This window comes from Photobacterium sp. Hal280 (assembly GCF_037162255.1).
GTDB lineage: Bacteria > Pseudomonadota > Gammaproteobacteria > Enterobacterales > Vibrionaceae > Photobacterium.
On sequence record NZ_JARLUO010000005.1, the window covers coordinates 573212 to 586101 of the forward strand.

Below are 12890 nucleotides of genomic sequence, written 5' to 3' on the forward strand. Positions count from 1 at the left end.
AGGTTTGAGGTAAAACAGACGTGAAGCAGTATGATGTTGTCATTGCGGGGGAGCCATGACGGGTGCCAGCCTGGCCCTTGCATTAGATACCCTGAGTCAGGGTCATTTACGCATTGCCGTTGTTGAAGCGGTTTCTCCTGAACAGACAGGCCATCCCGGTTATGATGCCCGCAGTATTGCCATGTCTCTAGGCTCCGTCCGTTTGATGGAGCAACTCGGTCTCTGGTCATCTCTGGCGGATGACGCCACGGCCATCTCTCGTATTCATGTGTCTGATCGCGGTCATCCCGGATTAGCCCGTATGTCAGCCAGTGAGTATGGGTTCAGTGCGCTGGGTTATGTGATTGAGCTGGCTCAGGCAGGCTCAGTATTCCTCGAACAGTTGTCGCAAAGGGCGGCGATTGATCTGTTTTGTCCGGCCAGAATCCATACGCTGCATCGCGAACAGGATGTGGTCAGCCTGCAGCTTTCTACCGGCGAATCCCTGCAGGCCAGCTTGCTGGTGGCGGCCGATGGCGGGGTGTCCGGCTGCTGCGCGCAACTGGGCATAGGCCATCAGAGCCTGGACTTTGAACAGGTCGCTGTGATTGCCAATGTCTCTACCGCTTTGTCTCATCAGGGCGAAGCTTTTGAACGATTCACACCTTATGGTCCGCTGGCCTTGCTGCCGATGAGTCAGGGGCGAAGCTCGCTGGTATGGTGCATATCGCCGGAACAGCAGCAGGAAGTTATGGGATGGGACGACGAGACGTTTCTGGCGCAATTGCAGGCCGCCTTTGGCTGGCGCATGGGCAAGATGGAAAAAACAGGGCAGCGATTTGTCTATCCACTGAGTCTGCGTCAGGCTGAGCGCCGGGTTTCTCACCGTTTTGCCGTGATCGGCAATGCCGCACAGACACTGCATCCGATAGCCGGGCAGGGGTTCAATCTGGGCTTGCGTGATGTTGTGACGCTGGCAGAAGAGGTAGTGGCCGGCTATCAGGCCGGTGAAGATCCGGGGTCAACGGCGGTTTTAAGCCGCTTTCGTCAGCGTCGGGAGCCAGACCAGGCAGCCACGGTGGCGATGACAACCTGCCTGGTGAAACTGTTTGCAAATGAGCACTGGCCTTTGGTTGCCGGGCGTAATGCCGGCCTGATGGCGATGAGTGTAATGGATACAATTAAAGCGCCGCTCATGAAGCGGGCGATGGGACAGGTAGACAGATAATCATGATGCAAAGTGTGGATATAGCCATTATCGGTGGCGGTATGGTGGGGTTAACTCTGGCAACGGCCCTGGCCGATACAGATCTTCGTATTGCCGTCATTGAAGGCCAGTTGCCTGACCCTGAACTGGCCCCGTTACCGGATGTCCGTGTCTCTGCATTGAGCCGTGCCAGTGAGCGGATTTTGCAGCGGGTCGGAGCCTGGCAAGGCATGGCTGAGCGGCGAATCAGCCCTTATCAGCAGATGGATGTCTGGGAGCAGGACAGCTTTGCCCAGATCAGTTTTGATGCTGCCTCTCTGGCGCAGCCTGATCTGGGTCATATCGTCGAAAATCGCGTGATTCAGCTGGCACTGCTGGACAAAGTGAATGCTCAGTCCAATGTGACCATGATTGCCCCGGTGCGCTGCCAGCAACTGGCTTTTGGTGAGCGTGAAGCCTGGCTGACGCTGGACAACGGTCAGAGCCTGACGGCTAAGCTGGTGGTGGGGGCGGATGGTGCCAATTCATGGGTACGCAGGCAGATGGATATCCCGCTGACTCACTGGGATTATGGCCATCACGCGATTGTTGCCAACATTCGCTGTGCTGAGTCTCACGCTCGCACCGCCAGACAAATTTTTACCCCTGATGGCCCACTGGCATTTCTGCCCTTGTCAGAGCCGGATCTGTGCTCGATTGTCTGGTCTGTCTCGCCGCAGAAGGCGGAAGACTTGATGGCCCTGGATGCCGACAGCTTTAGCCATCAGTTGTCTGCAGCGTTCGATTGCCGGTTGGGCGTGTGTCGTCTGGAAGGTGAACGTCAGTCAGTGCCGCTGAAAATGCGTTATGCCCGTGATTTTGTGCGTGAGCGTGTGGCGCTGATTGGCGATGCCGCGCATACGATTCATCCGCTGGCAGGGCAAGGGGTGAATCTGGGGTTGCTGGATGCTGCCAGCCTGGCGGAAACTGTGCGTCAGCTATGGCGTCAGGACAAGGATATAGGTGCCCGTCAGCATCTGCGCTATTTTGAACGCTGGCGAAAAGCGGAAGCGGCGAAAATGATTGCGGCCATGCAAGCGTTCCGGGAGCTGTTTGCAGGCAGCCATCCGGCGAAAAAGCTGATCCGTGATGTGGGACTGTTGCTGGTCAACCATGCGCCGGGGGTCAAAGATCAGTTTATGCGCCGGGCCCTGGGACTGAGCGGAGAACTGCCTGCGTTAGCCAGGGTTGAATAAGCTTCTTTTAACTGAATGCTGATTCTGAAAAGCCGTCTCGCTATGAGGCGGCTTTTTTTTGTGAGTCCATTTGCTTTCAATCTGTTTTTTTCTCCTAAAGTAATAACAGTTAGGCAAGACGAAGCCTTTGTAAGGGAAGGTTAGACCTCTTTTTGTGAACATATCGGCGTCGCCGTTTTGGTAAGGATCTACTTATGGCTCATATTCCTTCTGAATTGAAATTCACTGCTACTCATGAATGGGTACGTCCCGAAGGGGATGGTATCTATACTGTCGGCATCACAGATCACGCACAGCAAATGCTGGGGGATATGGTCTTTGTTGATTTACCGGAACTGGAGAGAGTCACTGAGGCCGGCGAAGAGTTTGCGGTGGCGGAATCAGTGAAAGCGGCGTCAGATGTGTATGCCCCCATATCCGGGGTTGTGGTGGCGATCAATGAAGACCTCGAATTGTCCCCTGAGTTGGTGAATAACGATCCGTACGGAGATGGCTGGCTGATTCAGATAAAAGCCGATGATGAAGGTGAGCTGGATGAATTGCTGGATGCCGAAGGGTACCAGGAGTTTACCACTGAAGAAGACTGATATCGGCCAAGCATCATCATCAGGCCGGTGACTCACCGGCCTGACATATGGCTATCAGGCGGCTTCTTTCAGCCGGCGGATTTCCATATTCACTTCTTTCACAGTTTTGAAATGACGCTGTTCTGCTTTTACGGGCACTTTGAGCAGCCCATTGTCAAATTCATACCCGCCACGACCGTCAATGTACAAGCGGCCACTGAATAGCCTGCTGACGTGTTTGGCGACCAGTTTCGGTAAATACTGTTTAAACATGCGCATAATGATGAGCAACCTTGCCTTATTTCTATTGTTGTTGTGTTTATTTCGCGGCCATTATAGAGAATTGACTATGAAATATTTGTGATACTCTCAGCATAATGTTTATGTAAAATGATGGCTTGGTGTAATTAATTTTTACAGATTTGCCATTGTGCAGAGTATTGTTCTGAATTGCTGTGTGAATACTCAGTTAAAACCGGACGGTTTTTTCGGGCGTGAAACTCAGAGGGGTTTGTTTTTTGTTGTTTTTTATCAGTAACTTATGGCTATTTTACCCGTCCTGGCTGAACAACAGTGACAGTATTTGCAGCAGGAATGTATTGGTGTTTTTTTATACATAATCGTGAGGTGAAGACAGCAAAAAAGTATTTTCTGCTAACCCGTGCAACTGCTCTGATCTGTGCGTTAAATTGCGAATAGGGTGAATGGTTACGCAAAAAATGGAAGCGAGGCCCGTTTTTGGCTAGCGGCAGATATCGCCATACAGGGGGGCGCACAACTGAACAAGATCTTGCATCGCCAGCTCAATGCCCGCCATGCGATCACCACTGCTGATATTGACTGTCTGATACTGAGAGAGTGACAGGTCAAAAACCACAGGCAGCGGCTGCCTGAGCCCGACAGGAGCAACCGTACCGATAGTCAGGCCGGTGACTTCTTCAACGTCTTGAGCATCTGCACACGTCATCCGGCGGCAGCCAAATAAGGTACGGACTTTTTTAGGATCAACCTGCCTGGTGCCGGGCACACAGGCCAGAACGTGCATGCCGCCCATATCCCGCAGCAAAATCGATTTGACCATCCGATGGGGTTCCACGCCTCGCGCTTCAGCGGCTTCTTGTATGGTGCGGGCAGGCTTGTGATGAGGGAGCAGCAGGAAGTTTACCCCTTCCTGCTGCAGATAGCGCGTGATGGGAGTATCCAGCATTACGCCTCGTCATCCAGTGAATACGGCAGTGGCAGCTGTTGCCACAGGTTTTCAGGTTCGGCGGCCAGACGAAAAGCGGTGTTTTCCTCCAGATCATTGGGCAGGACGACCAAGGCCAGAGACTGTTGATCACTGAACTGATAGCCGGCAATGATTGTACCGCCTTTGCGCCAGTTGTCACCGACACTGCGCTCCAGGACATCCCCGGCTTTCGGGCAGTGTTCGGCCAGACCCGAGACAATGTACATGGCGCGTTTGTTGATGCCGCGCCATTTGGCCCTGGCGACCGTTTCCTGGCCGGTATAGCAGCCTTTTTTAAAGCTGATACCGTTAAGCGCCTGCAAATTCATGGATTGCGGAATGAATTCCAGCTCGGTTTCGGTATCGATACGGGGCAGGGCCTGGCGAATATCGTACAGATCCCAGAGCGAGTCATCAGACAGCACGGCCTGGGTGGCAATTTTTTCGGCGATCTCGCCGGCCGCGGTGCTATCCACTGCCAGGAGCCAGCGCTGCGCATCAATTTTCACCGCGGTACCTTTGTCGAATGCCCGCACCTCTCCTTCGCCACCCAGCACACTGTCTATCGTGGCTTGTGCCTGTTCACCCGTCAGGCCCAGTAAGACGTCTGTACTGGCTTCTATGGTGGTTTTTGAAAAGATGGCGTACTTCTTCAGCTCCGGTAACTGGGTGTCCATGACGCTTTTACGCTGCAGCCAGCCCAGACCGTCTCTGTGATGAAAAAGACGGAAGATGGTGCGCATCTTCCCTTTGGCGTCACAGTGTGCACCAAGGGTGGACTGCTTGGCATCCAGAGACACCACATCGCAGGTGACTTGTCCCTGCAGATAGGAAATGCTGTCCTGACCAACCAGAGTCACCAGTCCCCAATGGGTAAGATTTACCAGGGCCAGTGATGGCAGAGGAGCGTCAGCGGAAAGTGAAAGTGTGTCGAATTGCAAAGTATCTGACCAGGTGCTCATAGTCGAATCCGTCGTTGGTAAGGAAAGCTGGCTTCAGCTTTCAGAAAAGCTTCGAATAAGCGCTATGTTATCGCTCTGGCTGAGCTTTGTCAGCCAGCAAGCTAAAGTACCTGAGTTTTTGTGTCAGGTATTATCACGACCAGCTCTCATTTTGTTGTGCCATATGTGACTGCCGATAGTCGGCAGGAAAGCGGGCTGGTAGTATTGCCACAGAATGAACACCACCAGGAGTTGAGGTTGGAAATGATAGGTGCAGACGATAAAGCACGAATTAGATGGGCCTGCCGTCGTGGCATGCTGGAGCTGGACGTCATTATCATGCCGTTCTTTGAAGAGTGCTTTGATGATTTAAACCCGCAGGATCGCCAGGATTTTGTGTCGTTACTGACATGCGATGACCCGGACCTGTTCAACTGGCTGATGGAGCACGGACGCAGCACGAACCCTGCCCATGCTGCAATGGTGGACAAGATTGTTGCCCACAACAAGAGCAAGCTTCGCTAACCTGACGCTTTACCCTTCTTCTCTCTTGCTTGCCGCTTTAACCGGAGCATATCTGGCCGTGGCAAGCCTGTTGTCTTTCCTGATGCTTGCTGATGTTCTGCCCTTACCGTTATGGTGGCTGTTGTGTGAATGGCTGTGGGGCGAGTATCTTTGCGCCAGAATCCAGCTCGCTTCCCTGCATGGCGCGCTGAGGTTATTTGATGACCGGCACATTGAATGGCAGCACTGCCGCTGGCAATTACTTCATACCCGTGTGCTGACCTCCCGGTTACTGGTGATTGAGCTGCAACAAGCCCACCAGCATTACTGGCTTGCCGTCAGCCGTGATGCCTGTTCTGACAAAGATTTTCGTCTGCTGAGCCTTTTCTGCCGTACCTGCTGAGGGCTGGGGATGGTGTCGCGGAGTCACTGCGGCTCTGTGAATACAGCCAGTTCAGAGAGATAAGTGGTCATGGTTCAAGTCAGGCACTCCCATTATTGCAGGCAATCAAAGCCTACTCAGTGTGAGCGGTTTGCTGAGAGAGGATAATCTAACGAACGGGAGCCTGTGCGGCTCCCGTTGCTATTGTTTTTATTGTGGATGACGCGGATCCAGTATGGTGGGTGACAGCGTCTCCAGCATATCCGGATAATCTAAGGTGTAATGCAGTCCCCGGCTTTCTTTTCGCTCCAGCGCACAGCGCACCATCAGTTCGGCGACCTGTAGCAGATTGCGCAGCTCCAGCAGATTGTTGGATACCCTGAAGTTACTGTAGTACTCATCAATTTCCTGCTTCAGCAGCTGGATCCGGCGCATGGCCCGCTCCAGACGTTTGGTGGTGCGCACGATGCCGACATAGTCCCACATGAACAGACGTAATTCATGCCAGTTGTGCTGAATGACCACTTCCTCATCTGAATTGGAGACTTTACTCTCATCCCACTGCGGAATGGATGACGGTAAGGTCACTTCATTCAGGTGTTGACTGATGTGATTTGCCGCTGACCAGGCATACACCACACACTCCAGCAGTGAGTTGGAAGCCATGCGGTTGGCGCCGTGCAGGCCGGTATAGCTGACTTCGCCAATGGCATATAAGCCGCTCAGGTCTGTTTGCCCCTGCTTGTCGACCATAACGCCGCCACAGGTGTAGTGGGCGGCCGGCACGACGGGAATCGCATCTTTGGTAATGTCGATACCGTAACCGAGCAGTTTCTCGTAGATAGTCGGAAAATGCTTGGTGACAAAATCAGCGGGTTTATGGCTGATATCCAGATACATGCAGTCTGCACCCAATCGTTTCATCTCGAAGTCGATCGCACGGGCAACGACGTCCCGCGGGGCCAGCTCGGCACGCTCGTCAAACTCCTGCATAAAGCGGGAGCCGTCCGGACGGCGCAGATACGCCCCTTCGCCGCGCAGGGCTTCGGTCAGCAGGAAATTGCGCGCTTCTGGATGGAAAAGGCAGGTGGGATGAAACTGATTGAATTCCAGATTAGCAACACGGCAGCCTGCCCGCCAGGCCATGGCGATGCCATCACCGGATGACACATCCGGATTCGAGGTATACTGATAGACCTTAGAAGCACCACCGGTGGCCAGCACTACGAATTTGGCGCGCACGGTTTCGACGGACTCACGCTGGCGGTTCCAGATATAAGCGCCGAGCACCCGGTTGGGCACATCGGTCTCACCGATTTTATGACTGGTGATCAAATCCAGCGCATTATGGCGCTCCAGCACTTCAATATTCGGGTGGTTGTGAACATTGTCCTGCAGCGACATTTGCATCGCCATGCCCGTGGCATCTGCCGCGTGCAGAATCCGGCGGTGACTGTGGCCACCTTCGCGGGTCAGGTGGTAGCGAGGATGATCGTCGGTGCTGTTGTCTTCCTGATCAAAGGGCACCCCGGCGTCTATCAGCCATTGCACGCAATCGCGGGCATTTTCAGCAATGAAGCGAACCACTTCTTCATCACAAAGGTGGGCACCGGCAATCTGAGTATCTTCAACATGAGAGTCCACACTGTCTGTTTCATCAAAAACAGCAGCGATACCGCCCTGAGCATAGTAAGTCGCCCCTTCACTCCGCGGGCCTTTACTCAGGACGAGCACTTTACACATCGGAGCCAGACGTAAGGCCAGAGAGAGGCCTGCTGCGCCGCTACCGATGACCAGGACGTCACAACTGTGTTCTCGGTTCTCGTTCATATTGATCTCATATCCCTGTGGTAAGCTCGCCATATTACCAAAAATCCCTTTATGTGGGGCTTTTTTGATCTGTAAAACTAGGTAATGCAAATTGCCTCCGGCGGTGTACATCTGCCAGAATGAATGGCAGTTGCACCCGGGCGAATGTGCCAGTAAGGTGTGCGGGAACTTTGCGCTTTTTTTGGGGTCAGTAATTCTTTAGGCTTCTATGTCCATAGAATATAAATAGTTCTGAACACAGGATGGGTAAAATGACTGCATCCGGTACGGTTCAGAGCAGAGATGACCTTGTCACAGACAGAGGAGTACACGCTCGAATGAGCGAGCAGTTAACTGACCAGGCACTGATTGAGCGAGTACAACGAGGGGACAAGCAAGCCTTTAATTTACTGGTCGTCAAGTACCAGAATAAGGTTTGCAACCTGATTGCCCGCTATGTTGGCAATTCCGGTGATGTGCCGGATGTGGCGCAGGAAGCCTTTATTAAAGCTTACCGTGCGCTACCGTCTTTTCGTGGGGAAAGTGCATTTTATACTTGGCTGTATCGTATCGCCGTGAACACGGCAAAAAATTACTTGGTGGCTCAGGGGCGCCGTCCGCCTGCGACAGACGTTGATGCGGAAGATGCCGAATACTATGAAAATGGCAGTGCATTAAAAGAAATTTCGAACCCTGAGAACCAAATGTTGTCAGATGAATTGAAGCGGGTGGTATTCAGTACCATAGAAAGCCTCCCGGATGATTTGAAAACCGCAATTACGCTTCGCGAACTTGAAGGATTGAGTTACGAGGAAATTGCGGAAGTCATGGGCTGTCCGGTGGGTACGGTACGTTCCCGTATTTTCCGGGCTCGGGAGGCGGTAGAAAAACGTATTGCCCCCTAATGCAGCGCTAATATTTGGGCCAAACGGTGACAAAGATGGCTGATAAAGAAAAGATTTCGGCTTTGCTTGATGGCGAAGACGTTGATCAAAGTATCATAAACCAGCTTCTGGTGGATGATCATGCAAAGCAAAGCTGGCAAGCTTATCAATTGATGAGCGATGTGATGCACGGTGAAGCGCCGGGGCACCCCAAGTGGGATATCGCCGGAAACGTGGCGATAGCGCTCGACAATGAACCCGCGCACAGCCTTGCAGACAGTGTCGCAGCGTCGGCGAATGTGGTGTCTCTGCCGCATGTGGAGCAACCAACGCCCCATCTGGCACGTCGCACGATGCCAGCCTGGCTGACACAATTTGGTCAGGTGGCATTAGCTGCCTGTGTTTCTTTGGCAGTGATTGTCGGCGTACAACAATATAACGGTGGTGAAGAGGCTGGGTTAGCGAGTGATGCGAATACTCAGGTGCCTGTTTTACAGACCATTCCTTTTGCCGGAACTGCTGAACCAGTCAGCCTGACGCGGGATTCTGTTCGTACCCGGACTGAATCGCCAAGCGAAGCACAACTGATGGAACAAAGACGTCGTATTAATGCGATGTTGCAGGACTATGAGTTGCAACTGCGCCTGAATGCGGAAGACGGCAGTCTGGATAGAACCCTGTTGGAATCACACTGATTCGTGGCGGTGATATGAAGAAAATTCTGGTCGGTGCTCTGACACTGGTCAGCTTGGCTATGCCTTGGCAAGCCTCTGCGGAAGAAGACGCGATGACTTCTGCAGAGGCTTTGTTGCATCAAATGGATCAGGCAACCAGGCAGTTGAGCTATGAGGTGTCTTACATCCTCATCAAGAAAAACAGTATTGAACCCTTACGTTATCGTCATGCGGTAGAAGAAGATGGGGAGACATTCGCACATCTGGTGTACCTCAGCGGCCCGCCGCGTGAGGTGATTCAGCGTGGCAAAGAAGTCAGTTACTTTGAACCCGGGCTAGACCCGTTTACTATCGACAGTAATCGTATGGTGGCCCCTTTGCCGCCGATTATGCGTACCAATGTCGCAGAGCTGGCCCAGTTTTATGATTTCATCCCTATGGGACGATCCCGTGAAGCGGGAACCGCCTGTGATGTGGTACGTATCGCGCCCAAAGACGGTGCCCGCTATTCCTACCTGTTGTGGATGGACACCCGTTCTCATTTAGTCTTGCGGGCAGATTTACTGGATCGGGATGGTGAGCCTTTAGAACAATACCGCGCAGTGTCTTTTGTGGTGAATGACAAAGTGGCCGATATTCTGGAAAGCCTGAAATCAGTGAAATTGCCGGAAGTGGTTCAGTTACCGCCACAGCCCCAGGTGGACTTGTCCTGGCAGGTCGACTGGCTGCCGATGGGCTTTGAAAGTATTTCACATAACCGGCACCGCCTGATGCTGACCGAGCGCCCGGTGGAAAGCCAGATGTATACGGACGGCCTGTTCAGTTTCTCTATTTATGTCTCGGCAGCCGATGGCTTCAGTGTGCGGGAACAACTGGTTCGCCAGGGACGCCGTACGCTGCACAGCCAGTTATTGAAAGACAAAGAGATCACTGTTGTCGGTGACATACCGCCGGCAACGGCGCGCCGGGTGGCTGAGTCGGTCTCTTTTCAGGGAGCCAGCCAGCCATGATGCATTCACTGGCTACAGTGGTGGCCGTTGATAAAAAGCAGATCACCGTCAATTGTCAGCAGCAAACCAGCTGCGGATCCTGTGCCTCGCAAAACAGCTGTGGTACAGGCGTGGTCAGCAAAGTTCTGCCTGGTCGCCAGCATCAACTGACGTTATCGACGACCCATATTCATGATCCTATCCACATCGGGCAGCTGGTCGAAATCGGTTTATCTGAACGCAGCGTGCTGCAATCTGCGCTGCTGGTTTACGTGCTGCCGCTAGTGTGCCTGCTGTTGGGGACCTTGCTCGGCCAGTGGTGGTTTGTTGAGCTGGCTGGCGGGGGCGAAGGGGGCGTGATTGCCTGTGCCCTTGCCGGTGGCGCGACAGGGCTGCTGATTGCGCGATATCGCGCCAGAAGATTATCAGCCCTGGGAGATTATCAACCCAACCTGATTCGGGTGCTCGGAAAGCCTGTCGCGGAGGGGCTGGAAACAAATGCGCTATCGAAAGATAGCAGCAGCCGTTGAAATTCGGTAGAATCTGCCAACTTGATCGTAAGATCCCATTCATTTTTTAATCACGAGTTAGTCACGCCAATTCATGAAGCACATTCGTAACTTTTCGATTATTGCACATATCGACCACGGTAAGTCGACGTTATCTGACCGCTTGATTCAAGTCTGCGGTGGCCTTTCCGATCGTGAAATGGCTGCGCAAGTGCTTGATTCAATGGATCTGGAGCGTGAACGTGGCATCACCATCAAGGCCCAGAGCGTGACGCTCAATTACACGGCAAAAGATGGTGAAACCTATCAACTGAACTTTATCGACACACCGGGACACGTCGACTTTTCCTATGAAGTTTCCCGTTCGCTGGCGGCCTGTGAAGGTGCGCTGCTGGTGGTCGATGCCGGTCAGGGTGTGGAAGCCCAGACACTGGCTAACTGCTATACCGCGATTGAAATGGATCTGGAAGTTGTGCCGATCCTGAACAAAATCGATCTGCCGGCGGCTGATCCTGAGCGTGTCGCGGAAGAAATTGAAGAAATCGTCGGTATCGACGCGATAGAAGCCACCCGTTGCTCAGCCAAAACTGGCCTGGGCGTTGACGAGGTGCTGGAAAATATCGTGCGTTCGATTCCTGCGCCGGAAGGTGATCCGGATGCGCCGCCACAGGCGCTGATCATCGACTCCTGGTTCGATAACTACCTTGGTGTTGTTTCTCTGGTCCGCATTAAAAACGGCGCCCTGAAGAAGAACGATAAGATCAAGGTCATGAGCACAGGACAGACCTGGAACGTGGACCGTATCGGTATCTTTACCCCGAAACAGGTGGATAAAGACATCCTGAGAACGGGCGAAGTGGGCTGGGTGGTCTGCGGTATTAAAGATATCCTGGGTGCGCCGGTGGGCGATACCCTGACACTGGCCAAGAACGGCTGTGAAAAGGCGTTGCCAGGCTTTAAGAAAGTGAAACCTCAGGTGTATGCAGGCCTGTTCCCGGTATCGTCTGACGATTATGAGAACTTCCGTGATGCACTGGGCAAACTGAGCCTGAATGATGCGTCACTGTTCTACGAACCGGAAAGCTCTGCTGCGCTGGGCTTTGGCTTCCGTTGTGGTTTCCTTGGCATGTTGCACATGGAAATCATTCAGGAGCGTCTGGAGCGTGAATACGATCTGGATCTGATCACCACAGCACCGACTGTGGTGTATGAGGTGAAAAAGAGCAACGGCGACATGCTGTATGTTGACAGCCCGGCCAAACTGCCGCCTATCAATGATATTGAAGTCATTGGTGAGCCAATTGCCCGCTGTAACATTCTGGTGCCAAGCGAATACCTGGGGAACGTGATCACACTGTGTGTGGAAAAACGCGGCTCTCAGGTCGACATGGTTTACCACGGCAATCAGGTTGCGCTGACGTATGACATTCCGATGTCAGAAGTGGTCCTGGATTTCTTCGACCGACTGAAGTCGACATCGCGCGGTTATGCATCTCTGGATTATGGCTTTCAGCGTTATCAGGAATCCGACATGGTTCGGGTTGATATCCTGCTAAACGGCGATCGTGTTGATGCACTGGCGATTATTACCCATAAAGACCATGCGCAATCGCGTGGTCGTGATGTGGTTGAGAAAATGAGGGAGTTCATTCCCCGCCAGATGTTTGACATCGCCATTCAGGCCGCGATCGGTAACCATATTATTGCCCGCTCAACCGTGAAACAGTTACGCAAAAACGTGATCGCCAAGTGTTACGGTGGTGACGTGAGCCGTAAGAAAAAACTGCTGCAGAAGCAGAAAGAAGGTAAAAAGCGAATGAAGCAGATCGGCAATGTCGAACTGCCGCAGGAAGCCTTCCTTGCCATACTGCATGTAGGTAAAGACAAATAATTCGAGTCCGCCTTCCGCCGCATTATGCGGCGGAATGGTTAGGGTCATCAGACCCTGAGAGACCATGAAAAATTCATCATAGGGACATTAGG

The 12890-nt window shown here is 52.9% G+C and carries 14 protein-coding genes; 10 read left to right on the top strand and 4 right to left on the bottom strand.

Annotated features, from left to right (window positions below):
* Positions 1–55 precede the first annotated feature (55 nt).
* From ubiH to gcvH, 3 genes are all read left to right on the top strand, one after another.
* Positions 56–1207 carry a 2-octaprenyl-6-methoxyphenyl hydroxylase gene (gene ubiH / locus P4S53_RS11875; protein WP_337112847.1) on the top strand — a complete coding sequence of 384 codons (1152 nt, stop codon included), beginning with the start codon at positions 56–58 and terminating at the stop codon, positions 1205–1207.
* A 2-nt stretch (positions 1208–1209) separates the two neighbouring features.
* Positions 1210–2421 carry an FAD-dependent 2-octaprenylphenol hydroxylase gene (locus P4S53_RS11880; protein ID WP_337112848.1) on the top strand — a complete coding sequence of 404 codons (1212 nt, stop codon included), beginning with the start codon at positions 1210–1212 and terminating at the stop codon, positions 2419–2421.
* 203 nt (positions 2422–2624) lie between these two features.
* Positions 2625–3008 (top strand): glycine cleavage system protein GcvH, encoded by a 384-nt coding sequence (gene gcvH / locus P4S53_RS11885; protein ID WP_337114471.1) that lies wholly within the window; start codon positions 2625–2627, stop codon positions 3006–3008.
* A 54-nt stretch (positions 3009–3062) separates the two neighbouring features.
* Here the strand turns inward: gcvH and P4S53_RS11890 are convergent, their stop codons facing one another.
* From P4S53_RS11890 to ygfZ, 3 genes are all read right to left on the bottom strand, one after another.
* Complete coding sequence (locus tag P4S53_RS11890) at positions 3063–3266, bottom strand: DUF1107 domain-containing protein (RefSeq protein WP_120513299.1); 204 nt, start codon at positions 3264–3266, stop codon at positions 3063–3065.
* A 463-nt stretch (positions 3267–3729) separates the two neighbouring features.
* On the bottom strand, positions 3730–4194 hold the full coding sequence (locus P4S53_RS11895) for an aminoacyl-tRNA deacylase (protein WP_337112849.1): 465 nt from the start codon (positions 4192–4194) through the stop codon (positions 3730–3732).
* Positions 4194–5177: a tRNA-modifying protein YgfZ gene (gene ygfZ / locus P4S53_RS11900; protein ID WP_337112850.1), complete on the bottom strand. Its 984-nt coding sequence runs from the start codon at positions 5175–5177 to the stop codon at positions 4194–4196. Before ygfZ ends, P4S53_RS11895 begins: the two co-directional genes overlap by 1 nt.
* A 243-nt stretch (positions 5178–5420) precedes the next feature.
* Here ygfZ and P4S53_RS11905 point away from each other — a divergent pair, with 243 nt between their 5' ends.
* Both P4S53_RS11905 and P4S53_RS11910 read left to right on the top strand, forming a co-directional pair.
* Positions 5421–5681: an FAD assembly factor SdhE gene (locus P4S53_RS11905; protein ID WP_120513499.1), complete on the top strand. Its 261-nt coding sequence runs from the start codon at positions 5421–5423 to the stop codon at positions 5679–5681.
* Positions 5650–6063 carry a protein YgfX gene (locus tag P4S53_RS11910; RefSeq protein WP_337112851.1) on the top strand — a complete coding sequence of 138 codons (414 nt, stop codon included), beginning with the start codon at positions 5650–5652 and terminating at the stop codon, positions 6061–6063. Before P4S53_RS11905 ends, P4S53_RS11910 begins: the two co-directional genes overlap by 32 nt.
* 189 nt (positions 6064–6252) lie before the next feature.
* On the opposite strand, the gene nadB is transcribed toward P4S53_RS11910, so the two are convergent.
* Complete coding sequence (gene nadB, locus P4S53_RS11915) at positions 6253–7872, bottom strand: L-aspartate oxidase (protein ID WP_337112852.1); 1620 nt, start codon at positions 7870–7872, stop codon at positions 6253–6255.
* Between the two features lie 317 nt (positions 7873–8189).
* Here nadB and rpoE point away from each other — a divergent pair, with 317 nt between their 5' ends.
* The 5 genes from rpoE to lepA all read left to right on the top strand — a co-directional run bounded on the left by rpoE (position 8190) and on the right by lepA (position 12798).
* The gene (gene rpoE, locus P4S53_RS11920; protein WP_337112853.1) at positions 8190–8756 is read left to right on the top strand and encodes an RNA polymerase sigma factor RpoE; all 567 of its coding nucleotides are present in this window, start codon (positions 8190–8192) and stop codon (positions 8754–8756) included.
* A 35-nt stretch (positions 8757–8791) separates the two neighbouring features.
* Positions 8792–9430, top strand: coding sequence for a sigma-E factor negative regulatory protein (locus P4S53_RS11925; RefSeq protein WP_337112854.1), 639 nt, complete (start codon positions 8792–8794; stop codon positions 9428–9430).
* A gap of 14 nt (positions 9431–9444) precedes the next feature.
* Positions 9445–10419 carry a sigma-E factor regulatory protein RseB gene (rseB, locus tag P4S53_RS11930; protein ID WP_337112855.1) on the top strand — a complete coding sequence of 325 codons (975 nt, stop codon included), beginning with the start codon at positions 9445–9447 and terminating at the stop codon, positions 10417–10419.
* Positions 10416–10928, top strand: coding sequence for a SoxR reducing system RseC family protein (locus P4S53_RS11935; protein WP_337112856.1), 513 nt, complete (start codon positions 10416–10418; stop codon positions 10926–10928). The genes rseB and P4S53_RS11935 overlap by 4 nt, the downstream gene beginning before the upstream one ends.
* A gap of 73 nt (positions 10929–11001) precedes the next feature.
* Positions 11002–12798 (top strand): translation elongation factor 4, encoded by a 1797-nt coding sequence (lepA, locus tag P4S53_RS11940; RefSeq protein WP_027253572.1) that lies wholly within the window; start codon positions 11002–11004, stop codon positions 12796–12798.
* Positions 12799–12890: the final 92 nt, after the last annotated feature.

Coding starts and splice junctions, on each gene's coding strand:
- ubiH (WP_337112847.1), top strand. CDS start 56: ATGACGGGTGCCAGCCTGGCCCTTGCATTAGATACCCTGAGTCAGGGT.
- P4S53_RS11880 (WP_337112848.1), top strand. CDS start 1,210: ATGATGCAAAGTGTGGATATAGCCATTATCGGTGGCGGTATGGTGGGG.
- P4S53_RS11890 (WP_120513299.1), bottom strand. CDS start 3,266: ATGCGCATGTTTAAACAGTATTTACCGAAACTGGTCGCCAAACACGTC.
- P4S53_RS11895 (WP_337112849.1), bottom strand. CDS start 4,194: ATGCTGGATACTCCCATCACGCGCTATCTGCAGCAGGAAGGGGTAAAC.
- ygfZ (WP_337112850.1), bottom strand. CDS start 5,177: ATGAGCACCTGGTCAGATACTTTGCAATTCGACACACTTTCACTTTCC.
- P4S53_RS11905 (WP_120513499.1), top strand. CDS start 5,421: ATGATAGGTGCAGACGATAAAGCACGAATTAGATGGGCCTGCCGTCGT.
- nadB (WP_337112852.1), bottom strand. CDS start 7,872: ATGAACGAGAACCGAGAACACAGTTGTGACGTCCTGGTCATCGGTAGC.
- rpoE (WP_337112853.1), top strand. CDS start 8,190: ATGAGCGAGCAGTTAACTGACCAGGCACTGATTGAGCGAGTACAACGA.
- P4S53_RS11925 (WP_337112854.1), top strand. CDS start 8,792: ATGGCTGATAAAGAAAAGATTTCGGCTTTGCTTGATGGCGAAGACGTT.
- rseB (WP_337112855.1), top strand. CDS start 9,445: ATGAAGAAAATTCTGGTCGGTGCTCTGACACTGGTCAGCTTGGCTATG.
- P4S53_RS11935 (WP_337112856.1), top strand. CDS start 10,416: ATGATGCATTCACTGGCTACAGTGGTGGCCGTTGATAAAAAGCAGATC.
- lepA (WP_027253572.1), top strand. CDS start 11,002: ATGAAGCACATTCGTAACTTTTCGATTATTGCACATATCGACCACGGT.